Here is a 26,122-nt window from a genome sequence, read left to right as displayed (position 1 = left end):
GTGCAGGCTGCCTGCGCAGAGTCTCACCGCAGGCCCACCAGGGCCTCGCCTACCCCGCCTCCTCCCCAAGCTGCCGCCTATTCGCCTCTGTCCTGGCGGGCTGCCTCTGCGGCGGCATTCAACGCCTTCATGCGCGCGCCATCATCCAGTATGTTGAACGGATCGTCGTCCACCGCGCTCGATATGCTGCCTGTGCCATCTCCATTGGCGCTATCGGCGCCACCCGTGACGCCACCCATGGCATTGCCCGTGCCGGCAATGGTGTTGAGCGCGGTCACATAAGGCCCATCCAGCGCTGAAGTTACGCCGAAAAGGGATGCAGGCAAAGGCGGCGTACCGGTCATCGTCAGCGTGCCGTTGGTATAGACGACGTTGTAACCCAGGGCCGATGCCAGCGTGCCCTGCGTGATGGCATGTGTGGGGCCGGTCGTGGCAGCGCCTGTGGGCGCCGACAGCGCACCGTTCAGCGCGCTGGCCGCGGTGTCGCCCGCCACCAGGCCGCTGTTGACGGCGTAGGTGAGAGCCGGGTCGGCGCCGCCGTAAGCCTTGCTCTGGTTGTCGCCGCTGACGTTGAGCGTCGGCACAACGCTGTAGACAAAGCGGTTGCCGGTGATCGAGGTCATCGACGCATCGCTGGGCGCATTGGCGGCGTAACTGCGGCCAAAGGCATTGCCGGTGGAAGCCATGCCGCCCAGGGTGCTGGCAGCCGGATCGGTCGAATACACGAGGAAACGGCCGCCCGCGCCTGGGTTGAGCGCGCCAGCCCCGGCGTTGTTCACAAAGTTGCGCCCGGCGGCCAGCACCAGCGAATCGTTGGCTGCGCTGCCGGACGTGACGCTGTTGGCCAGCGTGAGGTCGCTGGCTGCGCCGGTGGTGCGCACCAGCACCTTTCCGGTGCCCGTCAGGCCTGCCGTGTTGACGGTGCCCACCGTCAACGCACCGGCCTGCGCGTAGGCCACATCGCCTGTGTTGCCGGCCAGCGTCGTGACCGCATTGCCTGCATTGTTGAGGATGTGCGTGCCCGTGCCCAGCAGCTCCAGGCCGGTGGCCGTGATGCCCGCGGTTTGTGTGCTGGTACCGGCGGTGCTCAGCGTGAGTTCGCTGGCCGTCAGCGCGCCGTTGATGGCGATGTTGCCACCGGTCGTGATCAGCTTGAACTTGTCCTGCGCATTGCCGAAGGCGTTGTCGACCGTGATGCCGGCCGCGGATGACACGCTGACTGTCTGCGCAGACCCGGCGTTAGTGCTGATGGCGAGATTGCTGGTACTCAGCGCATTGGCGGCAGTGAGGCTGATGTCGCCCGCAGCGCCAGGTTCTGTGGTCGCCAGCGTTTGCAGGCCGGTCACATTGGTGCCCAGCGTGATGCTTTCCCGTGCGGTCGCGTTAAGCGTGGTGCTGGTGATGTTGTTGGCCGCGCCATTGGCGTCAAGGATGGCTCCGAGCGAGGAGCTGAGAGTGACCGAGCTGCCGGACACCGTCTTGACCGCCAGGGCGAAGGCAGCGGTGACGTTCACCGCGCCCGTTGCACTGACGTTTTCCAGGGTGCCGCCGTTGGCCAGGTCCAGGTTGACCTGTGAACCGGCGCCGCTCGCCACCGCAACGACCGGGCCGGTCGTGTAAATGGTGATGGGGCGGGCGGTGCTGGCGCCTATGCTGCCGTTGCCCGCCTCCAGGTAGACCGAGCCACCCGAGAGGGGATTGATGTTGGTCTGGACAGTTTGCGTACTGATGCCGCCCGTGGCCACCATGCTGAAGCCGGCGGTGCCCGCAGTCGTACCCGTGGCGTTGCTCAAAAAAGGCATGTAGGAGCCCACCATCAAGATATTGCCCGTGTTGGCGATATCGACGCGGCCGGCGCTGTTGAAGCTGCCCTGGAAGCTGGCGGTGGCGGCGGTGTTGCGAAGGGTGATGTCGCCCGATGTACTGTTGTTAAGTCTGCCGAAATTCTGGATCTGGTTGCCTGCGTTGGCCAGCGTCATGCCCCCGAAACTGGTGGCCTGCAAGGTGTTCGCGACGATGGCCTGGGTTTGCGACAGCGCGCCGCGGCTTAGCAGCGCAACAAGACCGGTGCCGGACTGGGTGATGCCGGCCGTTCCGTCCACCGTCCCCACCGACAATGCAGAGTAGGAGCTAACCTCGAAATTGTTCGTTCCGTAGGCGCGACCGCTGACCTGGCTGATCTGGTTGAGTGAGTTGGCCAGGATGACGGTTTGTGCATCGGCCTTCAGGTTGGCAACCGTGAATGCCGCTGTTTGCGAGATGCCCGAACCTGCAGCGTTGCTGTTTATCAGGCTCAAGCTGGGTGCGCTGGCCAGGTTGATCGCGCCGCCGGTGTTGCCGATGACTATGCCGCCTGTATTGGAAGTGCTGCCGATCGCGATCACCGACGCGGTGATCCGGTTAAGCTCGGCGTTGCTCAGGTTCATGGCGGCGGTTTCTGATGCGCCGCCGAGTGTGATCGGCTGGTTGGCGCTGAAGATGTCCGTGTTGACCAGCACCTTGCCCGCGCCCGCGTTGACGGCGGAGCCGATGTTGATGCGGTCGCCCAGCAGCGTGATCGCACCGCCTCCGCTGGTGATGCTGGTGCCGTCGATGTTCAGGGCGTAGCTGCCGGCCGGCGCAATTGCACCCGCTGGAAAATTCATTCCGCGCAGCGTCATGGCCGCCGTGTTGGAGTTGATGCTGCCGCCGGTCAGGCTCACGGCATGCCCCCCGCCCATAGAACTTGTCCCACCGAGGTTGCCGATCATGGTGATCTCGCCGGTCGAGTTGATGCTGCCGCCCACCATGGAGATGCCGGTAATATTCGCCGTTCCCCCGTTTGAACTACTGAACAAACCCGTACTGTTAAAACCAAGCCTGCCCGCGATGATGTCTGCGCCTGCATCGATGAGGACGCCGGAGCCGCTGATCCCGGCAGCATTTAACGAGGACGAACCGTCGAGCGTGATGCTGCGCAAGGTGCCGGACTGCACTTTTCCTCTTGCTATAAGGCCCTTGACCTCGGTGGCGGCACTACTGACACCGGCCCGGCCGGTAGCGGTGATATAGCCGCCGGTGCTGGATACCTCCGAGCCGGTGCCGAGTTCCACGCCGGCAGTACCTGCCAGGGAAAACAACCCTGTACGCCCGGTGATGTCGATGTTGCCCGCACCCGTGATCCTGGCCAAAGAATCCAGCCGTACCCCGCGGGCCACCTGAGCAATGACCCCGGTCGTGCCTACGTCACCGGCGATAGTGACGGTGCCGGTACCGCCGGTCACGCTGGAATTGGTGACGACCACGCCGCCCGAAGAGCCGCCCGTGGCGCTGCCGCCGCCGTTCACCAGTCTGCCGGTGATGTTTATCGTTCCGCCCCCGCTGACGCCGACGTTGGTTTGCGTGACGCCTTCATTGACGAGCTCGAGCGCGTGGTGGCTCGTCCTGGCACCCGACGCTTCGACGGTAATGTTTCCGGTGCTTGCCACGCTGGTGCCCGCCAGCTTCACGGCGCTATCGGCGCTGTTGATGTTGGCATTGCCGCTGGTAAGCGTGGAGCGGTCCAGCAGCACGCCATACTGCGACTGGTCTGTCGTGGTGCCGTTGATGGTGAGGGCGCCGGTGCCGGCGTTCACGGTGCTCTGGGACACCAGAACGCCCGAGCTCCCGGCCTGGCCCGCCCCGGACAGCGTGATCGCGCCTCCGCTGGTCTGCAGGACCGTGTTGCTGATATCCAGCGCGCCGGCGGAGTTGATATTGATCGTTCCGGCGCCGCCGGTCACGGAAATTGCGGAGGTCTTGATGGCCTGGCTGGCCGCGGCTGTGGTCACGCTCGCCGAGCCCCCGCCGGAAACCTTGAACGTCAGGCCGGCGCCATGCGTGCTGCCCGTGAGGTCGATGCCGGTACCGGTGGGGCCTGTGGTTCTGATGGTGAGATTGCGGCCACTGAGGAGCTCCACATCGCCATTGCCGAAAGTGCCCGTGACGTTGATCGAATCCGTGGCCTCAATAACCACGTCGGAACCCATCGCTTCAATCGTGTCCTCGTAAATGGTGTCGGCGGCCCCGCCTGTGCCGCCCGCGATGGTCATCGTGGCCGGGTCCAGCAGCCAGGTGCCGGTCTTGCCTCGCGGCGCCAGCGTGTTCACCCTGAAGCCCGGCAGGATTTTGAAGTGCGCGGCGCTTGTCTCGATAAAGCCGCCGTCACCGCCATCCGGGGCGCTGGCATCCAGCGTACCGCCCATGTTGACCATGCCGTGCTCCATGTCGCCGATCAGCATGATGCGGCCGGCCTTGTTGGCAATCGTCTTCGCTTCAATGACGCCGGTGTTGTTGACGGTTCCCATGGTGAGGCTGTCCAGCGCTTTGGCGCCGAGCAGCACCTGGCCGCCGTCGGCCTTGATGAGCTGTTTGTTCTCGGCCAGTGCGTTGATCGCGCCCTGATCGATGCTGTAACCGAGCAGGCTCCCGTTGTCCAGATTCAGGGTGATCTTGTTGCCGGCTGCCAGAAGCGCCGTGCCAAGGCTCGCGGTCATGACGCCTTCGTTGCGCACCTCGGGCGCCAGCAGTGCCAGATAGCCGCCCTGCCCTGCGTTCAGCGTGCCCTGATTCACCACCGAGCCACCGGAACCCGTGAACACGTTGTTGCCGGCCATGAAGTCGGCATTGCTCATGGAAAGGGTAGAAGCCACCAGGCCGCCAACGTTGACCTGAGAACCCGCACCAAACAACACACCGTTGGGATTGAGAATGAAGACCTGGCCGTTGGCCGTGAGGCTACCCAGCAGCTCGCTCGGGCTGCTGCCGGTGATGCGGTTCAGCGCAATCGCCTGCGCATTGGGCTGGTTGAATCTCAGCGCTTCGTTCGCTGCGGTAGACAGGGATGTCCAGTCGATGGCTACCCGCTGGGAGCTTTGGTTGATCGTGGTGGTGTTGCCGACCGTGGTGATGCCAGCCGCACCCGCGGTCACGCTGGCATTGGCCGCATCGGCAGCACGCGCCTGGTGCGTGACCACGGCAAGAGAAGTGAGCAATACCAGCGCTGCGCGGCAGGCGGTATTGAGCCTGAAGCCCGCGCCTTCGCCACCCCCTTCAGCCGATTCGGCCGGTGCCGAGCCGAACAGCACGCTGCTACGCGCAGAGCCGCCCTTGCTTTTGCCTCTGGCGTTCTCAGCCACAGCCACCCACAACCCTAAAGCCGCGTTCCAGACGAGGCGGTAAATACGGTTCATGCTGGCGTGGCTTTTCATGGAAGACTTTCGTTGAAGGGCGGAGCTTGCAGCGGACCAGGCGGTTCGCCAATCAGCCGGGCCCGCGCCCCGGCTGTTATGGAACGCTCTGGCCGACTGGCCGTCATCGTACGAATCACGAAAGCCGCTGTCTGTAGCGCATATGCGCTACGCCAGATACCTTCAGGTGCCCCGTTCTAGAGACGAGATCGGGCTGCAGACCAACAGCAATGGGCGCAGACAGCTATCAAAAATATAGCGATCCGGTCGGCCGGATGGCATGATGATCGGCACCGACGGGGCAGTGAACAGGCCCTGCCGGTGACAAGACACCCGTTACCGGCTTGCACGTAGAACAAACGATCTACACAAATAGCGAGTCGTGTACCCGAAAACCGTCGCAAAATGTCTGCCTGATGAATGCACCTCCCGCTGAACAAGACCTGCCCATGATCCATGTCGCCATCGTCGAGGACGATCCGGGCTTTCGCGGAGCGCTGAGCCGCGTGGTGCAAGGCGCTTCTGACATGCGCCTGGTGGGCGCGGCAGGTACCCGTGCCGAAGGCTTGCAGATGCTGATGCAGCCGCCGGCCGATGTGCTGCTGGTTGATTTAGGCCTGCCCGATGGCTCTGGCATCGACGTGATCCGCGCGGCTTCCCGACAGTGGCCGGCATGCAGCATCATGGTGAGCACCAATTTTGGCGACGAGACGCATGTGATGCAGTCGATTGAGTCCGGCGCTGCCGGCTACCTGCTGAAAGACAGCTCACCGCTGAAGATGGCGGCAGAGATTCGCAGCCTGGCCAGCGGCGGCAGCCCGATCAGCCCCATCATCGCCCGGCAGGTGCTGGCGCGCTTTCGCCGCAGCACCGCAGCCGGCGCCGGCACGACGCCCGCCGATATCGACGCGTCATCGCTGCTGTCGGCACGTGAAAAAGAAGTGCTGGACTACATCACCAAAGGCTTCACTGCGGTGGAAATCGCCAGGTTGATGGAGTTGTCGCACTTCACGGTGCGCACTTTTGTGCGGCGCATCTACAGCAAACTCAAGGTGACCTCCAAGGCTGAAGCAATCTACGAAGCCAGGAACCAGGGCATTTTGGCGCAGTAGTTGCCCGCGCGAATGCCCTTTCATCACCACCGCCTCTCGCGCCTCTTGCGCCCCTTGCGCTTTTCGCCCCGTGCGGCCGTAGCGCTGCTGGCAGCAGCTGCGGTGCTGACGGGTCTTGTCGCCTGTGACTCTGCAGGCACCCGCGAGGGTGGTTCCCCCAACGCAGCGGCCCTGCATCTCACCCAGGCTGACTGGCAGGTGCAAACCGATGCGGGCTTCACCTCGCCACCGCTCACCCTCGACGGCCAAATCCTGCTGGACCGCTGGCAACCCGTTACGCTGCCGCATGCCCTGCCCATAGCGTTGCTGGGACAGGCCCGGGCTGCAGCATCCGCCGGCGTGGCCCCCGTCACACGCACCAGCTGGTTTCGACTGACCGTGCCGCAGGCCCCGGCATCGTCCACGCCGCTGGCGCTGTATGCGGCCCGCGTGCGCACCGACGGCACCCTCGCGGTGTATGCCGACGGTCACCTGGTACACACCGCACAGCAGCAAGGCCCGTTATGGAACAGCCCGCACACGCCGCTGTGGGTGCTGCTGGAGAAATCACCCGATGGCCGGCCGCCGCACGAGATCACGCTGCGCATCGAGCACACGGCTGCGACGCAGGTGGCGCTGTCATCACTGTGGCTGGGCCCGGTGGATGCCATCAGCTGGCGCTACCGCGGCCGCCAATGGCTGCAGCAGGAATTGCCGGGCATGTTCAGCTCGGCTTTCCTCGCGGTCGGCATCTTCGCCTTGCTGGTGTGGTTGCGGCGCCGGCATGAGCCGGGCTATCTGCTGTTTTTTGTGCTGGCGGTCATGTCCTTCGTGCGGGGCCTGCATTTTTATGTGAGCTTCCCGATTGCCAACGACTGGTTTGCCTGGTTCACCGTCAACTCGCTGTTCTGGCTGGTCACGGTGGTGCACTTTTCAATCGGCCTGCTGCACCGGCGCCAGCAACTGTGGCTGACGCGGGCACTGATCACCGCGTCCGTGCTGATGGCCCTGCTGACCCTGCCCCTGTGGTCGGCCCTGCCCAACACGCCGAGGACCACACCAGTGCTGTATGTGGTGGCCGCACTGATGGGCGTGAGCGTCAGCGTGGCGGGCGTCATCAACGCCTGGGGGCGCTCTCGCAGCGCCATGGTGGTGGCCATCGGGACGGTGCTGGCCACGCTCTTTAGCGCGACCGACTGGCTGGTACAGAACAATTTCATCAGCCCCGAAAGCTGGTATATGGGCCCGCATACCAACGCGATCACCTTCAGCGTCTTCGGTTATGTGATGTACCGCCGTTACACCGGCGCCATTGCGGAAGTCGAGCAGGTCAACGCCAGCCTGGCCGAGCGCCTGCGGGCGCGTGAAGCCGAACTTGAAGCCAGCCACCGCAGCCTGCGCGAGATCGCCCAGCAGCAGATGCTGAGCGATGAACGCCAGCGCATGATGCAGGACATGCACGACGGCCTGGGCTCGACGCTGATCAGCGCCATCCGCTCCATCGAAGTCGGCGGCATGAGTGACGAACGCGTGACGCAGACCCTCAAGGACTGCATGGACGACCTGAAGCTCGCCATCGACTCGATGGAGCCGGTGGAGGCCGACCTGTTGCTGCTGCTGGCCACACTGCGTTTCCGGCTCGAACCCCGGCTGGAAGGCACCGGCGTCACGCTGCTGTGGGAAGTGCAGGTACTCCCCACGCTGGACTGGCTGAACCCTTCCAGCGCGCTGCACATCCTGCGCATCATCCAGGAAAGCGTGGCCAACATCCTGCGCCATACGCATGCGACCGAGATCCGCTTTAGCACTGCCATCGAAGGCGCCGGGGTGCAGGTCATCATCGAAGACAACGGCCAGGGCTTTGATGTCGACCAAGCCTTTGGCGACGCCGCGGGGAAAGGCCTGCAAAACCAGCGGCGCCGCGCGCAAACCATTGACGGCACGGTCAACTGGCAATCGGGGCCGGCGGGCACGCGCTTTACCTTGTGGCTTCCATTGGCCCCCACAGTCACTCACTCCGTGTAGTTCCTTGCCCCCCGAGGGGGCCGCCCGCCTGTGGCCCGGCAAAGCCGGTTCCACGGCTCATGCTGGTTGAAGAGTTCTATGCGCACAAACGAAGGCCGCGGGACTGGCTTTGCCAGACCGCAGGCGCCGCCCCCTGAGAACAGGCTACACGAAGTGAGGCTGGACGGGGGTGGGCTTATTCCTCGTTCGTATTTCCGGCTTCGGCAGCGGCGGCTTTCAGGGCGTCACTGGGGTCCGCACCACCACCCTGCGCGCCGCCACCGTCACCTGAAGCGCCAAGGCTCGCGATGTTCCGCAGCGCGCTCAGATAAGCGTCGCTTGCCGGGCTGCCGCCTGGCACTACCGGCACCGGCGCAGGCGCTGCTACCGGGTTGATGGTCAGCACGCCGTCGACATAGGCCAGCGCGTAGTTGCCGGCACTGTAGCCCCCGGGCGTAATGGCGTAGCTGCCCATAGCGCTCGCGCCTTGCGAACTGCCGCCGTAGGTCAGCGCGCCGCCCAGCACGACCGCCGTTTCGCCGCCCACAAAGCCGCTGAAACTCACGCCGTTTCCGCCGGTATAGGCTGCGGCGCCCACGGTCCGGTTGTCATTGTTGGCCGTGATGCTCAGGTTGGCCTTGTTGATGTCGGCCGTCGCCGTGACGGGCGCCGCCGCCAGCTGGTAGTTGCTGGCCAGGCCGCCCGCGCCGTTGGCCAGGCCGTAAGTGGCGGTCACGGTCTTGCCGTTGGCGGCATTCGCGTCGGAGAAGCTGGCACCCGTGGAATTCAGGGTCAATAGCTCGCCGTAGGCCAGGCCCGTCAGGGTGCCGACGTTGCCGAGGGTCGCTGTTGCGCTGCCATCGTAGGTTTTGTTGTTGGCCGCCATGCCCGTCACGCTCACCGTGGCTTTGCCCACCGTCAGGGTGCCGTTGGTGTACGCAATGCCGTAGCCCAGGGCTGAAGCCAGCGTGCCCTGGGTGATGGCATGCGTGCCTGCGGAGGCCGCGGAACCCGTCGGCGCTGCCAGCAGGCCGGCCAGCGCGGTTGCGGCCGTGTCGCCGGCCACCAGCCCGGAATTCAGCGTGTAAGTCAGGCCCGGGTCGGCCGCGCCATAGACCTTGGCCTGGTTGTCACCCGTGATGGTGAGCACCGGCGTCACGCTGTATACCATGCGGTTGCCGCTGAGCGAAGTCATGGAAGCATCGGTGGGCGCATTGGCCGCATAAGTGCGGCTAAAGGCGTTGCCGGTAGAGGCCAAGCCGCCCATGGTGTTGGCCGTCGGATCGGTTGAATACACCAGGAAGCGGCCCGCGCCCGGGTTCAGCGGTGTGGCGCCAGCGTTGTTGATGAAGTTGCGCCCGGCGGCCAGCACCAGCGAGTCGTTCGCCGCGCTGCCTGAGGTGACCGCATTGTTCAGCGTGATGTCGCCCGCCGCGCCGGTGGCGCGCACCAGCACCTTGCCGCTGGCGGTCAACCCTGCCGTGTTGACGGTACCGATGGCCAGCGCGCCGGCCTGCGAATAACTGACGTTGCCGGTGTTGCCGGCCAGCGTGGTCACCGCGTTGCCTGCATTGTTCAGCGTATGGCTGCCGGTGCCCAGCAGTTCCAGGCCCGTGGCAGTGATGGCCGCGCTCTGGGTGCTGGTACCGGCGGTGTTCAGCGTGAGTTCGCTGGCCGTCAGCGCGCCGTTGACGGCAATATTGCCGCCGGTCGTGATCAGCTTGAGCTTGTCCTGGCTGTTGCCGAACGCGCCGCCCACCGTAATGCCGGCATTCGAAGCCAGGCTGACGGTCTGGGCGGAACCCGCGTTGGTGCTCACGCTGAAGTTGCTGGTGTCGATGGCATTGGCGGCGGTGATGGTGATGTCGCCGGCTGCGCCCGTGGTGCTCAGCGCCTGCGCACCGCTCACATTGGTACCCAGCGCGATGCCGTTTTGTGAGGAAGCAGTCAGAGACGTCCCTGAGATGTTGTTCGCCGCGCCGTTGGCGTCGGTGATGGCGCCGGCCGCGGCGCTGAGGCTGACCGAGCTGCTCGACACCGTCTTGACCGCCAGGTTACCGGTCGTGGCCGTGACATTGACGCTGCCCGCCGCGAAGATGTTTTCCAGCGTGCCGCCGTTGGCCAGGCTCAGGTTGACCTGCGAGGCGCCGCCTGCCGCCACCGCAGTGACGGACGCAGCGGAAATACCCACCGCACCGGCGGGGCTGGTGCCTACACTGCCTGCGCCGCCGTCGAGGTAGACCGAGCCGCCCGCCGAATTGCTGATGTGCGGAGCCGCGCCGCTGGCCACAATGCCCTGCGAGCCTTTGACGCGCACCGCCGCTGTGCCGGCGGTGGTACCCGTGGCCGTGCCGCTGCTGGTGATGCCGCTTGACGCCAGCGTGACCGTGCCGATGTTGTCGACGTCAATGCGGCCGGTGCCGGTATTGGTGAGGGACGTGAGTGTGGTGTTGATGCCGTTGCGCAGCACGATATCGCCCGCGCCGCTATTGGTCGCCGTAAAGGCGCCGATCTGGTTGGCAGCCAGGTTGAGATTGACGCCACCCACACCGCTGCCGGTGAAGCTGCTGGCCACAATGGCCTGGGTCTGCGCGATGGCGCCGTTCAGGTTGGTGAGCGTGGTGGCGTTGCTGCCCGAGTTGATGCCTGTGTACCCGTCAACCGTACCAACCGTGAGCGGCGCAGCCTTGCTGCTGGTGGCGGCGAATGCGCCGGTGGTAGAGCGCCCGCTGATCTCGTCGATCTGGTTGCCGGCGTTGGTCAGGGTCACGGAGGAGCCTACCGCGTTGAGCTTGCCAACACTGATGGCCCCCGTCTGGCTGATGGTGCTGGCATTGAGCAAACTGATGACCGGCAAGGGTCCCGGTGCGGCAGTTATGGCACCACCAATCTCAATGCCGCCCGTGCTCGTCAGGGTACCGATCTGCAACACCCCCGCCGTGATGTTGTTGATCTCAGTGGTACTCAAATTCAGTGTTACGGCTTCAATACCCCCCACCGGTGACGAGAGCGTGATCTCCCGGTTGGTGCTAAAGGGCGCAATCACCACACGGCCGGCCCCTGCATTGACCGTACTGTCAATCTGGACCCGGTTGCCAATAATCTGGATTTCACCGCCACCGCTGGTGACCGTCGTACCGCTGAGATTGACATCACGGGAAGCCACAGGCGCAGGCGCAGGCACGCCGGAGCCACGCAAAACGATGTTCGCGCCATTGGAGTTGATGGTGCCGCCCTCCATGACCAAGCCGGAGCCTCCGACGATAGATCCCCCGTCGAGGGTGCCCGTGATGTCCATTGCACCGGTGGAGCTGACAATGGGGCTGACGCCACCAATGCTGACGGTGATGGATGTGCCGACGACGCTGGTGGCAGTGGTCGCGGAGCTGGTGGTGCCCACAATGGTCAAACCACCCGTGCCCGCGAGCAGCTCCGCCGCCCCATCGATCAGCACACCCTTGCCTGCGCTACCGCCCACCGTAGCCGAGCCCGTAAGCGTGATTTTTTTGCTGGCGCCGGACTGCACCTTGCCGCTGACATGCAGGCCCGTACCATCAAGGATGGAATGATTGGTTAGCGTGCCAGTGAGCGCAACGTCTCCACCGGTGCTGGAAACTTCCGCCCCGCCGGCCAACTGCAGGCCTTTGCTGGTGGCCAGCGAACTGCTGCCGACCCGGCCCGTGATGCTGATGTTGCCGGCGCCGGTAACTTTCGCGCCCGAATCCAGGCGCACGCCACGTGACACTTGCGGTAAACCGGAAGGCCAGCCCGCATCGCCCGAAATGGTGATGACTCCGTTGCCTGCGGTGATGTTGGAATTGGTGACGACCACGCCGCCCGCCGAGCCGCCGGTGGCGCTGGCGCCGCCGCTCGTCAGGTTGCCGTTGATGGTGATGTTGCCTGTGCCGGTGGTAGTAACGTTCGATTGGGTAGCGCCGTTGTTCACGATCTCCACCGAATGCGTCGCGCTGGCGCCAGCCGCGCTAAGCACAACGTTGCCGCCGGCCGCGCTGACCGTGCTGCCCAGCACCTGGATGCTGCCGTTGGCCGCCGCCAGGCTGACGTTGGCGCCGCTTGCGCTGTTCTGTATGCCATCGCCCTGCCCCAGGTCTGTCACCACCAGCGTACCTGTACCGGCATGCGACAGCGCAATATGGCCGCTGCCTGAATTGATGGCGCTCAGGCGCGCCGCATCGATGGCTGCCGCACCACCGGTGCCGTTGCCTATGCCGCCCGCTGCCGTCAGCATCAGGTCGCCCGTGCGCAGCGTGGCGCCGGTCTGCACGTTGATGGCGCCGCCCGAATTGACACTCAAGCTGGTCAGCGCCGTGGTGGCACCCACCGACGCATTGAAATTGGTGGGCCCGGCGCTCGTGGTGCTCAGCGCGTTCGCGCCGTCGACCGTGTTGGCGAATGTGATGCCACCGGCGGTGCTGACCAGGCTGACGGTGCCGGCAACCGTTACCGCGCTGTTGAAAGTTTGCGCGCCGCCCGTCTGCAGCGTACCGCCGAACAGGTTGATGCCCCCGCCCGCCGTCAGCGCGAGGCCGCCACTGAAGGTTTGCGTGCCCAGGTTGATGGCTCCGACGTCCCTGATCAGTGTCAGGATGCCGGAGTAGGTGGGCGTGGTGGGAAAGGCAAAACCGCTGCCATAACGGAAGGCCATGTCTCTGACGCTGCCGCTGCCATTGACCGTCACGCCACCGCCGAAGGTATTGGCCGAAGTGCCCAGCAACACGTCCTTGCTGGTGCCGTTGAGCGTGAACGTGGAGGCGCCCGTCACGTTCAATGCACCGGCTTGCGAAATGGAGCCGGTGCTGGAAGTCGCCGTCAGGCTGCCGCCCACGGTGGATGGGCCCAGCACCAGATCGTTCACATTCCGGATGGTCACGGCGTTGTTGCCGGAATTATTGAGCCCGACCGCGCCCGTGAAATTGTTGCCCGCGTTGCTCAGGTCTATCGCGCTGGCGCCGCCGTTGATGGTCACCGCGCCCGCGCCGGCGGCCTGCGTGATCGCGCCCGTCTGCGCGATGTTGTTGCCGCTCAGGCTCAGCGTGCCGCTGCCGACCGACACAGTGCCCAGGGTCAGCGCACCGCCCGCGTTGTTGATCGCGACGTTGTTCACGCCCAGGTTGCTGACGCTGACTGCGCCGTTGAAATTGTTGAGGCCGCTCAAGTTGACGCTACCCGCGCCGGCATTGACGGTCGTCGTGCCGCCCGCGACCAGGACGCCGGCGGTTTGCTGGATGGCCGCATTACTCGCGGTGAGCGCCAGGTTGCCCGTCGCCGTGAGGTTCCTGTTGATGTTCAGGCCGCTTGTTGCGGTCAGGCTGAGGTCTTTGGCGCCCAGGTCGCCGCCCAGGGAAATAGAGCCGCCCGACAAGGTCAGGTTGCCTGCGCCGGTGTTCAAGGCCCCCAGCGTCGTTAGCGTGCCACCGCCGGCCGCCAGGCTGACGTTCTGGTTGGCGCCCGTCAGGGTCAGGGCATTGAGGTTGAGGCTGCCAGTCGCGCTGACGTTCACGTCCTGGGCTGCCGTGATGGAAGCGTTGGCGATGGCTGAGGCACTCAAAAAGTCGACCTGGCCACCTCCGCCTGTCCCCAGGGCGGTCAGGTTGAGCGTGCCTATGGCATTGGAGAAGCTGTTGATGCGTATTCGGCCATTACCCGTGTTGCCCGCAGATGCGGTGAAACTGCCGCCGGGGGCACTCATGGTGGCGTTGACGGCGCCGGCATTTCCCCGGATGTTGGTACCCGCGTACAGGTCGAAGGAAGAACCCTGCCAGTCCACGCCGCTATTCATGACCACTTCACCCGTGGTGGCTTTCAGCTTCAAACTGCCGGCAAAGATTTGCCCCAGACCGTCGGTGCCGCCGATGCTGCCGCCGGCCGTCATGTCCAGCGCACCGCCGTTCAGGTTCAGGGTTCCCACGCCGGTGATATCGCCGACGGCGTTGGCCGTCACAGAAAGAGTTGTGGAAGGCCCGCCCACACCGATATTGCCGTTGAGGAGGATGTTGCGCCCGGCGGTCATGGTCATACCGGCCGCGCCTGCATTGGTTTTGGTGATGTTCGCGCCGGTATTGATGTTGATGTCGCGCTCGGCAGTCAACGTGAAGGTGTTGTTGTCCGTCCGGTTGATGGCCTGGTTGACGTGGATGTCGCCGTTGCCGCCGGCCGTGCCCATGGTCGCGGTCTGGATTTCAAAGTTGCCGCCAGTCAAAGCGGCCGCGACGGCTGCGGCCGTCATGTCGCCCCCGGCGGAGATGGTGAAATCGTTGGGGTCTATCAGCCATTTACCGGTGTTGCCGGCGGAAGCCAGCGTGGTGACCCTGGCGCTGTCGGCCACCTTCACATGCGCGGCGCTGGTTTCGACAAAGCCGCCATTGCCGCCATCGGGAGCCGAGGCATCGAGCGTGCCGCCGACATTGACCGTACCCGTCTCCATGTCACCCATCAGCAGGATGCGCCCGGCCTTGTTCTGCAGGGTTTTGGCTTCAATGACGCCGGTGTTGTTCACCGTCGCCGTGGTCAGCTGGTCCATGGCCTTGGCGGACAGCAGAACCTGGCCGCCATTCGCCTGGATCAGCAACTTGTTTTCAGCCAGCGCGTTAATGGCGCCCTGGTCAATGCTGTAGCCCAGCAAATTGCCGTTGTCCAGGTTCAGGGTGATCTTGTTGCCCGCTGCCAGCAAGGCGGTTCCCAGCATGGCCCGGATGACGCCTTCGTTGCGTACCTCGGGCGCCAGCAAGGCCACATAGCCGCCATTCGCAGCCGTCAACGTGCCCTTGTTGGTAACCTTGCCGGCGCTGCTGCCGGTGCCAGCTTGGCCGGGGTCTGTGCCAAACGTGGTGCTGCCGGCCATGAAGTCAGCATTGCTCATGGAAAGCGTCGAAGCCACGAGGCCGCCGACATTGACCTGGCTGCCCGCACCAAACAGCACGCCGTTCGGGTTGAGGATAAACACTTGGCCGTTCGCCGTCAGGCTGCCCAGGAATTCGCTCGGGCTGCTGCCGGTGATGCGATTCAGCGCGATGGCCTGCGCATTCGGCTGGTTGAACACCAGCGCCTCATTGGCCGCGGTGGAAAGATGCGTCCAGTCGATCGCCAGGCGCTGGCTGGCCTGGTTGATCGTGGTGGTGGCGCCGCTGGTGCTGACATTGCCGCTGCCCACCACCACGGTGGAATTCAGCGCATCGGCAGCATGCACCTGCAAGTTAAAGACGGACATCGCCAGCAGCATGACCACGGCAGCGCGGCACCGTTCATGCAGGACAAAAACGAGGCCCCCACGAGGGCCGGCGGAAGCAACTTCAACACCGCTGCGCGCGGAGCCGCCCCTGCTTCGGCCTTTGGCGGTTTCAGCCACGGCCACCCACAGGCCAAGCGCGGCGTTCCAGACCAGGCGATAGATGCGGTTGATGCTGGCGTGACTTTTCATGGGAGTCTTTTCGGAAGGTCAGGAAATCCGGCTACCGCCTGGGCGAGCGGGGTAACAAGGGCCCCGTGAAGGTAACCATAAGTATCCTTGAATTACCCCCGAAATGCATGGGGAAACGACTGCATGTGGCGTTTCAACACCGGCGTACCTACGCGGGTGCGGGAACCAACGATGCCCGCGCGTGTTGGAGGGGGATTTTGACGCTATGTTTTTAATAGCTGCTCGCGCACGTCCATATTGCGCTGGAGGCACTTTTTGCATTAAAGAACAGGCCGGAATTGGCTGAAAAAAACGTTTAGCGCTGTTTTCCAGCCCTGTCGGGGTGCGTAGATCCCAAAAATCCCATTTTGTTGGCAATTTTTGACCAAGAAATCACGCCTACAGGCAATACAGACGTGCGCCAGCAGCTATAAAAAACATAGCACCCCTCCAGTCACTTCCTGACTTCCTGGGTGGTACCGCATGACGAGAAGCGTTTCCTGTCCTCCACCGCCAGCTTGACACTTACTCGTCTTCACCCGTGTTGCCGGCTTCGGCGGCGGCCGTCCTCAGGGCATCGACCTGGGCGTCGGGGCTGAGGCCGATGCGGGGGTTCGCGGAGCGGTTCACGCCGGCCAGGTAGATCATCGCGCTGCGGTAGGCCTCGTCGATCAGGAAATTGCCACCCGAAATCGTCAGCGTGCCACCCGTGATGTCGTAGCCCTCCTGGTCCGACCAGGCGAAGTAGCTGCCAGGGTTGGTGCCGCTGGCGGCCGTGACGCCCGGCGCACCGGCGCCCGACTGCTGCGCACCGTTGTAGGCCACGCTGGTGTCGGGCAGCGCGAGCGGCTGCAGAAAGCTGCGCAGCAGCGGACCGGTCTGGCCTTCATAAATGCGCCACGTGGCCGTGGAGCCGCCTTGGGTGGCGATGTCCCAGCCGCTGAAAGTGCTGGCCTGCATCAGCTGCGCACTGGTCTTGCCGGTGCCGCCTGCGCTGGTGGCCTGCCCAGAAGTGCCAATGTCCCAATAGCTGTTGTTTGTCGCTGCCGTTCCAACCTGTTCGGCCACCAGCCCGCCTGCCATGCCGGTGGCAGTGACGCGGCCGGTGCTGTAGGCGCGCGTGATGATGCCGTCCAGCGAGCTGCCGACCAGTCCGCCCACCTTGTCGGCGCCGCTCACGGCGCCGCTGGCGTACGCGTCGGTGATGCCGCCCTGGCTGAGTTCGCCCACCAGGCCTCCAACCTCGTCGTTGCCCTGAACCGATGCTGTGCTGTAGACATTGCTGAAGGTGGTGCAGCAGCCCTGCCCCGCGATGGCGCCCACAAAGTCGGCGCCGGTGATGCTGCCGCCCACCAGCCCGAGGTTCTGGATGCTGGTGCTCTGCGTAAGGCCGAACAGGCCCACGAAGTTGTCGCCCGGGCGGTTGATGAAGAGGTTGCGGATCTTGTGGTTGAGCCCGTCGAAGCGGCCCTCAAAAATACCCGGCGCGCCGACGCCACCCAGGGTATCGAAGCCGGCACCGGCGTTCCAGTTCACCGTGTCGCTCGCGTCGATGTCGGCGCCCAGCACGTAGTTGCCGGTGGGATTGCCGTTGATGCCCTGCAGGTCGGTGCCGGTGGTGCTGCCTGCCACGCCCAGGCTGGTGATGACTTTGTATGGGTCCGTGACGCCGTCGCTGCCCAGCCGGGTGCTGAAATTGTCGCCGGCCCGCAGGTTGACCGGGGCCCTGACGTTGTACGTTGCAGTGTTCCCCGCATTGATGGCGCCCAGTCCGTATTCCAGTGCCAGCTTGCCATTGGCGTGCTGCGAGGTGATGGACGCGTTGATGTTGATATTGCGCCAGGCGCTCAAGGTCAGCGTGGTGCCCGCGTTCCAGGTGAAGGCCGCGTTGACGTGAATGTCGCCGTTATCCGTACCACCGGCATTGTTGGTCGCCAGCGCCACATTGCCCAGGTTGAGGCTGGCGGCCAGGGTGCCCGCGCCTATGCCGCTGCCGGTCAGCGCACCGCTGCCTGCGGCGACGGTGAAGTCGGTCGGGTCTATCAGCCAGGTGCCGTGGTGGCCCCCACCGCCTGCAGCGGCCAGTGTGGTGATGACGGCACCGTCAGCCACCTTGACGTGTGCCGCCGACGTTTCGACAAAGCCGCCATCACCGCCCATGGGTGCCGATGCATCCAGCGTGCCACCTGCGTTCACCGTGCCGGTGTCCATGTCGCCCATCAGCAGGATACGGCCGGCCTTGTTCTGGATCGTTTTGGCTTCGATGACACCGGTGTTGTTCACCGTGGCGGTGGTCAAGCTGTCCATGGCTTTCGCGGACAGCAAGACCTGCCCGCCCTGGGCCTGGATCAGCAACTTGTTCTCGGCCAATGCATTGATCGCACCCTGGTCAATGCTGTAGCCCAGCAAGTTGCCGTTGTCCAGGTTCAGGGTGATCTTGTTGCCGGCGGCCAGCAAGGCTGTGCCCAGGGACGCGGTCATCACGCCTTCGTTGCGCACTTCAGGCGCCAGCAAGGCGAGGTAGCCACCCTGCCTCGCGTTCAGCGTGCCCCGGTTGACAACCGAGCCACCAGAGCCCGTAAACACATGGTTGCCGGCCATGAAGTCGGCATTGCTCATGCTGAGCGTAGAGGCGACCAGGCCGCCCACGTTGACCTGGCTGCCGGCGCCAAACAGCACGCCGTTCGGGTTGAGGATGAACACCTGGCCGTTGGCCGTGAGGCCGCCCAGGAATTCGCTCGGGCTGCTGCCGGTGATGCGGTTCAGCGCTATCGCCTGGGCGTTGGGCTGGTTGAACACCAGGGCTTCGTTGGCCGCGGTGGACAGGGTCGTCCAGTCAATGGCCACCCGCTGGGTGCTTTGGTTGATCGTGGTGGTGGTGCCCACCGTGGCCAGGCTGGCGGCGCCCGCAGACACGCTGGCGTTAGCGGCGTCTGCGGCCTGGGCCTGCTGGGCACCTCCGGCAAGCAGGAGCAATGCAGCGCTGCAGGCAGCATTGAGTGTGAAGCCGCCCGTTGCACTGGCGCCGCGTCGGGCCAGGCGGTAAATGCGGTTGATGCCGGCATGGCTTTTCATGTGTAGCCTTTCGGGACAGGACGGGCGGCGAAGCCCCCAAAGATCTCTCTTTTCCTGCCGGCGATGGCCTGCCATTTGGGGCCACAGGGCCATGCGCCGCGCATGACAAGTGCCATATTACGACGCCCCGGACCGGCGCGATAGCCTGGGTTTCACGCATGGCGCAGCCCTGGGAAGCCCTACTTGCTACAGTTTTGATAGCTGCTCGCGCCCGTCTCCATTGGGTTCAGGGCTTGTTTTTCTTAAGAAATAACACCTGGCGACAAAGGGATGGCTCTGCGCAGGGGAAGCCACGTTGCGGCCTCTTCATAATCACCCCATGAAGTTTTCACACAGCTATCCCCATTCCATGGCCGGGAGCCACCCCTTTCGCAAGCTGACCGGTTTGGCCCTTATTAGCTTGTTCTGCGGCCTTGCCGCTGCGCAGACAGCCAAACCCGCACCATCCGCCCCGGCACCTGCGCCCCAACCTCTCGTGGGCACCTGGAGCTGGACGCTGGCAGGAAAAGCCTGCACCGAAACCTGGCAATACAGCGTCAAGGGCACCCGGCTTAACACCAGCGGCGAAGAAGTCACGCGAGGCGACTACGAAATATCCGCAGCGCCGAGCGCGCAAGGGTTTTACCGGCTCACCGACACCGTGACCGACAGCAATGGCAAGCGGGACTGCTCAGGCGACCTGCACGAAGCGTCGGACCCGCCGGTCGTGCGCTTCATCCAGTTCAGCCCCAAGCAGGACCAGTTCATTGTGTGCAAGGCCGAGTCGTTGCAGGCCTGCTTCGGGCCTTTGAAGCGGATGCCGGGCTAGCGCCCTTGCGAGCGCTCAGCGGCCGCTGATCAGCGACTGCAAAACACCGGGTGTGAAATGCTCGCCGATGTAGTCGGCCAGGCCATCAAACACCGAGTCCAGCGTGGGCACCGTGGCGCCAAACAGCGCCTGCAATACCGCCGGGTCTTCAAACATGCCATGCAGGTACAGGCCCAACACATTGCCGCGAATGTTCTGCCAGGCCAGGCCTTCTGCCATCACCGCGCTGGCCGTGTCGCCCGCTGCGGCCAGCGCCGGGTGCTCCGCGGTCTGGCCGTGGTGAATTTCATAGCCCTGCAGGGCCACGCCTGACAGCGCCGCCCAGGCGCCGTCCAACGCACCAAAGCGGGCCTGCCGCTGCCGTACCGTTTTGCATTCTTCGAAGACGGTGACCACCGGCAGCAGGCCCAGCCCGGGTGCATTGCCGTCGATGCCATGCGGGTCAATCAACGCTTCGCCGAGCATCTGCAGGCCACCGCAAATGCCCAGCACCGCGCCGCCCTGCCCTGCGTGGGCGGCAATGGCCTGGTCCAGCCCCTGCGCGCGCAGCCAGGCCAGGTCGCCGCTGGTGTGCTTGGAGCCGGGCAGGATGATCCAGTCGGCGCCGGCCAGGTCGGCCGGGCTGCGCACCCACTTCAAGCGTACGCCGGGCACATTTTTCAGGGGCTGGAATTCGTCGAGGTTGCTGATGCGCGGGTAGGCAATCACGGCCACGGTGGTGGAGACTTCCCCTGCCGCGGTGCTGCGGTCGTCAAACACACCATCCTCTTCAGGCAGGCCGTGTTGCCACCACATCGGCAGCGTCGCCACCGTGGGAATGCCGGTCAGGTCCTGCAGCATTTGCGGGCCGGGCGCCAGCAGTTTGGCATCGCCCCTGAATTTGTTGAGCACAAAGCCCTTGATGAGTTTGCGCTCGGCTTCGTCCAGCATGGCCCAGGTGCCATACAGGTGGGCAAAGGCGCCGCCGCGGTCGATGTCGGTCACCAGCAGGCAGGCCGCGTTGGCGTGCTGCGCAGCGCGCATATTGACGATGTCGCTGGACTTGAGGTTGATTTCGGCCGGCGAGCCTGCACCCTCCATCACGACCACGTCGTTGTCCGCAATCAACTCATCGAGCGCCCGCGACACCACCGGCCAGACCGAGGCGCTGCGGCCGCGCCATTCCATGCGCGAGAGTTCGGCGTTGACCTGGCCCATCAACACGACCTGGCTTTGTGTGTCTTTTTCGGGCTTGAGCAGCAGCGGGTTCATGCGCACGTCGGGTACAGCTCTCGCCGCCAAGGCCTGGAAGTATTGCGCGCTACCGATCTCACCGCCGGGCACCCAATTTTCCGCCGGGCCGCCCCAAGGAAAATTAGCCCCTTCTTCCATTGAAAGGGGCAGCGTACCGCCGAAGGCACGCGAAGCGACAAGCGTGGGGGCCACAACTCTTGCGTTGTTGCTCATGTTCTGCGCCTTGAAGGGCGCGACTTTCAAACCCTGGCGCGCGTAGTAACGGCACAGCGCTGTCGTCAGCCAGCTTTTACCGGCGCCGCTGGTGGTGCCCAGCACCATGACACTTTTTGCACTCATGAACTTGTCCTGGAGAGTTGTTGCCATGCGTTGTGCAGGGCATCCTGCGCGGCTGGCGGCTGCACGCCCAGGCGCACATGGCCGGGTAAGCCGAATGATGTCGTGTCGCGCAGCTTGGTGCCTTGGGCGCGCAGTGTGGACAGCGCCTGCTGCAAGCTCAGGCCTTCGGGCAAGGCCGGCTGGGCGCAGAAAAAATTGGCATCGCTGGGCAGGCAGCGCCAGCCCAATGATTCGCACAAGCTGATCTGCCGGGCTTTCCATTCGCGCAAAGTATGAAGGCTGCCGGCGAGCCAGGCTTGTGCCTCGTCGCTCACCCAGGCTTGCAGCATGGCCTCACCATGCGCGCCCACCGGCCATGAGGGGCAGAGCTGCTCCAGCGCTGCAGCGTTGTCCGATTGCTCCATCGGTGCAATCGCATAGGCTGCACGCACGCCGGTCAGGCCCAGCGCCTTGTTGGGCGTCCAGAGCTGCCAGGTGGTTTGCAGCTGCTGCGGCGTGAGCGTGGGCACAGCGCTGAGCCGCAAGGGCTCGTAAGCGCGGTCCAGCACGACAAGGGCTGACACTTCCACCACTTTCCGGCCGTCAACCAGCTCACCCAGGCCGCGATGCGCAGCACCCAATGGGCTGGAAGGCTCACAGGCCCAGAGCAGCTGCACATCCTCGGGTTTGCCGGCCACCTCCAGGCCATGCGCCCCCGCTGCCTGTGCGTAATCGCCGTAGCTGTGCGGTGGCAGCCACACCGCGCGTGCGCCCTGCTGCGCGGCCAGGGTGGTCATGCGAAAGATGAATTCGCTGGCGCTGGCCGCCAGCAATACACGCGCCTCATCGACACGATGAAAGACCGCCAGTTGCCTGCGCAACTGTGTGTAGCCGGCGTCGGGGTAACGGGTGGCGTCAGCCTGGGCGACAGCAGCCAACGCTGCAGGGCAAGGCCCGCAGGCATTGCTGTTGGTGGAAAAATCGTACAGCGGCACACCCAGCGCGTCGGGTCCGCCGTGAATGCGCGTGGTGACGAGGCTGGTGCTCATGCCGATGCCACCAGCGCCATCAACAGCATCGCCAGAGTGGCAACCAAGGTTTGGGAGAACACCGCCTTCGAGGCCAAGGTTTGGGCCAGGGCCGTGTCCGATGCTTCAGGTGGCCGCCCTTGGGGGTTCAAGATATATACGCCCGGCTTGCCGAGCGAGATACCCAGCGCCAACGCCATGGCCGCCATGGGCCAGCCGCTGTTGGGCGACGGGGTCTTGCGGGCTTCTTCGTGCAATGCCTTGAGCGGCAGGCCTCTTGCCGCCAACGCCAGCAACAGTGCCGTCAGGCGTGCCGGCAACCAGGAGAGCACGTCGTCCGCGCGCGCCGCCCACTTGCCGGCCCATTCCCAATTTTTGCCGCGGTAGGTGCCGCGGTAACCCCACATGGCGTCTGCCGTATTGGCAAAGCGGTAAATGGCCGCCCCCGGCAAACCCAGCAACGCAAACCAGAAAACCGGGGCCACCACAGAGTCATTGAGGTTTTCGGCCAGCGATTCAATCGCGCTTTCCCGCACCTGGCTTTCAGTGAGCTGGGCGGTGTCGCGGCTGACCAGCCAGGAGAGGCGCTCCCGTCCTGCTTCCAGCGACTGGCCCAACGCCAGTTCGACCGCACCGACTTCTTCGCGCAGCATGCGCCATGACAGCATGCATTTGAGTAACCAGGCCATCGGCGCGGCCAGCAGCGCAGTGTCGATGGCGGCGCCCCAGGCCGGCGCCTTGATGTAGCCGGCGAGCTGCCAGAACACCAGTGCCTGCACTCCCCAGGCTGCTGCGCCCACCAATGCCACACCCACCCACCAGGCCAGCGTGCCGAGGAAAAAAGCCGGCCCGGGCGGGCAGCGCACGGTAATGCTTCCGCAGGCCCGAAGGTAGTTGCCCATCCAGACCACCGGATGCACACCTGTGGGTGGTTCACCGAAAGATTTGTCTACCCATAAAGCCAGCAACAGCACTACACCGAGCACGCACGCCGTGTGCCCTGCCATGGAAGCAGGAACGGACAAGGCATGAAGGCTGGCCCAGTGCGTGAACATCTCAGCCGGCTTCCGGCTCACGCGGGGTGGTCTGGCCCCAGCTGTCTTCAAACACCATGTCGGCCAGCGGGGCACGGCGCGCCCACTTTTCAGCCTGCAGCATGGGCTGGTCGTAAAAAGCGTGGACAGGGCCCAGGCACAACACCGCAATCGGCTTGCTGCCTTCGGGCATCTGCAACAACCCGCCCAGCTGCTGCGGATCAAAAATCGAAACCCAGCCCATGCCAAGGCCCTCGGCACGGGCCGCCAGCCAGAGGTTCTGGATGGCGCAGGCCGCCGAGGCCAGGTCCATTTCGGGCAAGGTACGGCGGCCAAACACATGCTGTTCGCGCCCCGGTGGCAAGGCCACGACCAGCACCTCGGCCGCATCGAGCACGCCTTGCACCTTGAGTTTCATGAACTCGTCTTCGCGCTCGCCCAAGGCCCGGGCCGTGAGCACACGTTCCTGCTCAATCAGCGCGTGAATACCTTCGCGCAAAGGCCGGCTGCGCACGCGAATAAAACGCCAGGGCTGCATGAAGCCGACGCTGGGTGCGTGGTGCGCGGCCGACAGCAAGCGCTGCAGTATGTCGTCAGTGACCGTGCCGCCGCTGAAGTGACGCATGTCGCGCCGCTCGAAGATGGCCCGGTACACCGCCTGCTGCTCAGCGGTGCTGAAGGCGTGGCCGGGTCGGGCCGCATCGGCGGCGGAGACAAAGCCCGTCACACCATTCACTGAGGAGCTTGCACCGCGCCAACAGCAGGCACGTCAGCGCGCTGCAGTACCGCCAGCAAAGCCGGGCGCACCCAGCGCTGGAAGGCCAAACCACTGACCAGGCCCAGGCTCACCCAGAACGACAGAGACACCCAGGTCGTGGCCCAGATGAACTGCGTGCCGAGCTGTTCCAGCGCGGCATGGGCTTCGGGACCAAAACCGGCCAGGGCATCACCTTGAAGCTTGGGTGCACCCACCACAAACGGCAGCGCCAGCAAGGCTGCGGACACCAGCCAGCGCCAGGATGCGCGCGCAAAACCGGCTACGGCGCAGGCACCCGCTGCACTGCTCACTGCCAGCACCCACCAGACCTGGCGGGCCTGCAGCGGCGCGGCTTCCATGCCGGGTACTTCCGCATGCAAACCCAGCGAAGGCCAGAGGTGAAAGCTCAACCAGCCAGCTGCAGCCACCACACCGGCCAGGCGCAGTGAAGCGATCGCGCCACCGCGTTGTGCGTCACGTTTGTAAAGCCACACGCCCATCACCGCAAACACCAGCAGCGCCATGCTGAAGGCGTGCAGCATGTTGGCCACCCAGGTCCAGCCAATGCGCTCGGCGCCGTTCGCGGGTTCCCATTCCTTGGCAGCACCGTGCTCGTGCGTATGAGGGGCCGCACCTTCGGCATGCACGTGGGCAGCGGGAGCGGCGGCGGGCGCCGGAGCCTCCACCTTTTGCTCCTCGTACACCTCGGCCGCCAGAATCAGCGGGGCGGCTTGCCAGCGCTGCACGCCGGTTTGCACGCTACCCACCACCACGGCAGTGGCCAGCGCCGCCCAGATCAATCGTTGAAAAACCATAGCTGTCTCCCGGTGAAAGTGCTGCTCAATGGCAGGGTTTGACGGTGATATGGCGCACATCGTGCGCGGCGTTGTGGGCCAATGGGCTCTCGGCAAAGGCCACGCCGTACAGCACCACCAGGCCCAATGCGGCGGCGCCCAGCAGGGGACGCAGCACGGCCAGGCCGGGATTCAGGGTGTGAGAAGGGTTGTGGGTCAGCGTCGTCGGTTCAGTCATGGCGTTCTCCTTGAGGTAAGTGGGAGGGTGGGTGGGGTGAAAAAAACAAACTTAGTGCATTTGGCCGCTCATGTCGAGCCCAGGCCGTTCAAACCAACAGGAGGCAATCGGGCAAGGATACCGCTGCGCAGGCGATCGGGCCGTGCATTGCGGGCCAGGTTGCCGTCGGCACTCTGCACGTGCAGTTGCGCGCAGGCAATCACCTGGGCCGCGGTCTCGGCATCGGGGGCCAGGTCGCCAAAGTAGTAGCTGAATTTGCCCTGGGCTTGCAAGGTCACGGTGCAGGCGCGGGTGCAGCCGCTCATGCACGCCTGGCCGCGCACCTGAAGGCCCTTGTGCAGCCCGGTGTCCAGCTCACACACCAGCAGCGCTTCCTGAACCGCTTCGAACAAGGCCAGGCCATGGGCGGGCAGCTCACGCGAGGCGCCCGACGGGCGGCAGGTGGTGCAGACAATGATTTCGGTGTCGGACATGACGATCTTTTACGGTTGGTAACTCGGGGCCATGGCCGAGCGGTGCTCCGCGCCCCAGCGCATGGCCCAGGCGGCACAGCGGCCCAGGTTCTTTTTCGGATCGTCAAAATCGACAATCACCAGGTGCTGCGGGGTCAACGGCGCCTGCGGTTGCTCCAGCGTGCGGCCGTCGGTCAGCAGCCACAGCCAGCACTCCGTGGGGCCACTTTTGCGCAGCGTGCGTTGCAGCAAGCGGTCAGCCTGAAACAGCGCCTCGGCCAGCGGCGTGCCACCGCCACCGCCCAGCGGGCGCAGGCGCTGGCTGCCGGCGGCACGCGCGCGGCCAGGGGGCAGCAGCAGTTCCACACCCTGCCCGCCAAAGCGCAACAGCGCCACATCGTCGCCCTGCCGCGCGGCCTGCTCGATCATGAAGGCCGCATGGCCCTTGGCCAGCGCCAGACGGCCGCGCTGACGCATGGAGCCCGAGGTGTCGAGCACGATGCAATGCAAGCGCCCGGCGCGCAGCGCGACCGGCTGGTGGCGCAGGTGCGCGCGCTGCAACGGCGCAGGGCCTTTGGCCACGACGGTGGGCAGCCAGGCAATCGCACTGCTGCGCTGCCGTGCGTTGGGCGCGGCTGAACTTCCAGAGGGAGATTGGGGCGGAGG

General features: G+C 64.9%; 14 protein-coding genes. 3 read left to right on the top strand and 11 right to left on the bottom strand.

Annotated elements, in window-relative coordinates:
• Positions 1–77 precede the first annotated feature (77 nt).
• Positions 78–5,228 (bottom strand): two-partner secretion domain-containing protein, encoded by a 5,151-nt coding sequence (locus ACXJKE_RS10490; RefSeq protein WP_457280516.1) that lies wholly within the window; start codon positions 5,226–5,228, stop codon positions 78–80.
• A gap of 395 nt (positions 5,229–5,623) precedes the next feature.
• On the opposite strand from ACXJKE_RS10490, the gene ACXJKE_RS10485 reads away from it, so the two are divergent.
• Together ACXJKE_RS10485 and ACXJKE_RS10480 are read left to right on the top strand one after the other, a co-directional pair.
• Positions 5,624–6,319 (top strand): response regulator, encoded by a 696-nt coding sequence (locus ACXJKE_RS10485; protein ID WP_457280515.1) that lies wholly within the window; start codon positions 5,624–5,626, stop codon positions 6,317–6,319.
• A 12-nt stretch (positions 6,320–6,331) separates the two neighbouring features.
• Positions 6,332–8,323 (top strand): sensor histidine kinase, encoded by a 1,992-nt coding sequence (locus ACXJKE_RS10480; protein ID WP_457280514.1) that lies wholly within the window; start codon positions 6,332–6,334, stop codon positions 8,321–8,323.
• Between the two features lie 175 nt (positions 8,324–8,498).
• Here ACXJKE_RS10480 and ACXJKE_RS10475 read toward each other — a convergent pair whose 3' ends face one another.
• Entirely contained in the window at positions 8,499–15,740 is a 7,242-nt protein-coding gene (locus ACXJKE_RS10475; protein ID WP_457280513.1) for a two-partner secretion domain-containing protein, read from the bottom strand.
• A 504-nt stretch (positions 15,741–16,244) separates the two neighbouring features.
• Positions 16,245–18,794: a two-partner secretion domain-containing protein gene (locus ACXJKE_RS10470; RefSeq protein WP_457280512.1), complete on the bottom strand. Its 2,550-nt coding sequence runs from the start codon at positions 18,792–18,794 to the stop codon at positions 16,245–16,247.
• Between the two features lie 319 nt (positions 18,795–19,113).
• On the opposite strand from ACXJKE_RS10470, the gene ACXJKE_RS10465 reads away from it, so the two are divergent.
• Positions 19,114–19,602, top strand: coding sequence for a hypothetical protein (locus ACXJKE_RS10465; RefSeq protein WP_457280511.1), 489 nt, complete (start codon positions 19,114–19,116; stop codon positions 19,600–19,602).
• Positions 19,603–19,617: 15 nt separating this feature from the next.
• Here ACXJKE_RS10465 and ACXJKE_RS10460 read toward each other — a convergent pair whose 3' ends face one another.
• The 8 genes from ACXJKE_RS10460 to ACXJKE_RS10425 all read right to left on the bottom strand — a co-directional run bounded on the left by ACXJKE_RS10460 (position 19,618) and on the right by ACXJKE_RS10425 (position 26,038).
• Positions 19,618–21,156, bottom strand: coding sequence for a cobyric acid synthase (locus ACXJKE_RS10460; RefSeq protein ID WP_457280979.1), 1,539 nt, complete (start codon positions 21,154–21,156; stop codon positions 19,618–19,620).
• Between the two features lie 14 nt (positions 21,157–21,170).
• Positions 21,171–22,202: an aminotransferase class I/II-fold pyridoxal phosphate-dependent enzyme gene (locus ACXJKE_RS10455; RefSeq protein WP_457280510.1), complete on the bottom strand. Its 1,032-nt coding sequence runs from the start codon at positions 22,200–22,202 to the stop codon at positions 21,171–21,173.
• The gene (cbiB, locus tag ACXJKE_RS10450) at positions 22,199–23,188 is read right to left on the bottom strand and encodes an adenosylcobinamide-phosphate synthase CbiB (protein WP_457280978.1); all 990 of its coding nucleotides are present in this window, start codon (positions 23,186–23,188) and stop codon (positions 22,199–22,201) included. Before cbiB ends, ACXJKE_RS10455 begins: the two co-directional genes overlap by 4 nt.
• Before the next feature lie 49 nt (positions 23,189–23,237).
• Positions 23,238–23,942 carry a 5,6-dimethylbenzimidazole synthase gene (gene bluB / locus ACXJKE_RS10445; protein ID WP_457280509.1) on the bottom strand — a complete coding sequence of 235 codons (705 nt, stop codon included), beginning with the start codon at positions 23,940–23,942 and terminating at the stop codon, positions 23,238–23,240.
• Between the two features lie 5 nt (positions 23,943–23,947).
• A complete protein-coding gene (locus ACXJKE_RS10440) occupies positions 23,948–24,787 on the bottom strand; it encodes a CbtA family protein (protein WP_457280508.1) in 840 nt (279 codons plus the stop codon).
• A 25-nt stretch (positions 24,788–24,812) separates the two neighbouring features.
• Positions 24,813–25,004: a CbtB domain-containing protein gene (locus ACXJKE_RS10435; protein ID WP_457280507.1), complete on the bottom strand. Its 192-nt coding sequence runs from the start codon at positions 25,002–25,004 to the stop codon at positions 24,813–24,815.
• A 68-nt stretch (positions 25,005–25,072) separates the two neighbouring features.
• Positions 25,073–25,477 carry a DUF1636 family protein gene (locus ACXJKE_RS10430; protein ID WP_457280506.1) on the bottom strand — a complete coding sequence of 135 codons (405 nt, stop codon included), beginning with the start codon at positions 25,475–25,477 and terminating at the stop codon, positions 25,073–25,075.
• 9 nt (positions 25,478–25,486) lie between these two features.
• On the bottom strand, positions 25,487–26,038 hold the full coding sequence (locus tag ACXJKE_RS10425; RefSeq protein ID WP_457280505.1) for a vWA domain-containing protein: 552 nt from the start codon (positions 26,036–26,038) through the stop codon (positions 25,487–25,489).
• Positions 26,039–26,122: the final 84 nt, after the last annotated feature.

The sequence above is a fragment of the Polaromonas sp. P5_D5 genome (genome assembly GCF_054049435.1).
Note: the sequence above shows the minus strand (reverse complement) of the source record. Positions and strands in the feature narration are given on the sequence as shown.

Coding starts and splice junctions, on each gene's coding strand:
- ACXJKE_RS10455 (WP_457280510.1), bottom strand. CDS start 22,202: ATGAGCACCAGCCTCGTCACCACGCGCATTCACGGCGGACCCGACGCG.
- ACXJKE_RS10485 (WP_457280515.1), top strand. CDS start 5,624: ATGAATGCACCTCCCGCTGAACAAGACCTGCCCATGATCCATGTCGCC.
- ACXJKE_RS10440 (WP_457280508.1), bottom strand. CDS start 24,787: ATGGTTTTTCAACGATTGATCTGGGCGGCGCTGGCCACTGCCGTGGTG.
- ACXJKE_RS10475 (WP_457280513.1), bottom strand. CDS start 15,740: ATGAAAAGTCACGCCAGCATCAACCGCATCTATCGCCTGGTCTGGAAC.
- ACXJKE_RS10490 (WP_457280516.1), bottom strand. CDS start 5,228: ATGAAAAGCCACGCCAGCATGAACCGTATTTACCGCCTCGTCTGGAAC.
- ACXJKE_RS10460 (WP_457280979.1), bottom strand. CDS start 21,156: ATGGTGCTGGGCACCACCAGCGGCGCCGGTAAAAGCTGGCTGACGACA.
- cbiB (WP_457280978.1), bottom strand. CDS start 23,188: ATGGCAGGGCACACGGCGTGCGTGCTCGGTGTAGTGCTGTTGCTGGCT.
- ACXJKE_RS10435 (WP_457280507.1), bottom strand. CDS start 25,004: ATGACTGAACCGACGACGCTGACCCACAACCCTTCTCACACCCTGAAT.
- ACXJKE_RS10430 (WP_457280506.1), bottom strand. CDS start 25,477: ATGTCCGACACCGAAATCATTGTCTGCACCACCTGCCGCCCGTCGGGC.
- ACXJKE_RS10480 (WP_457280514.1), top strand. CDS start 6,332: ATGCCCTTTCATCACCACCGCCTCTCGCGCCTCTTGCGCCCCTTGCGC.
- ACXJKE_RS10465 (WP_457280511.1), top strand. CDS start 19,114: ATGAAGTTTTCACACAGCTATCCCCATTCCATGGCCGGGAGCCACCCC.
- ACXJKE_RS10470 (WP_457280512.1), bottom strand. CDS start 18,794: ATGAAAAGCCATGCCGGCATCAACCGCATTTACCGCCTGGCCCGACGC.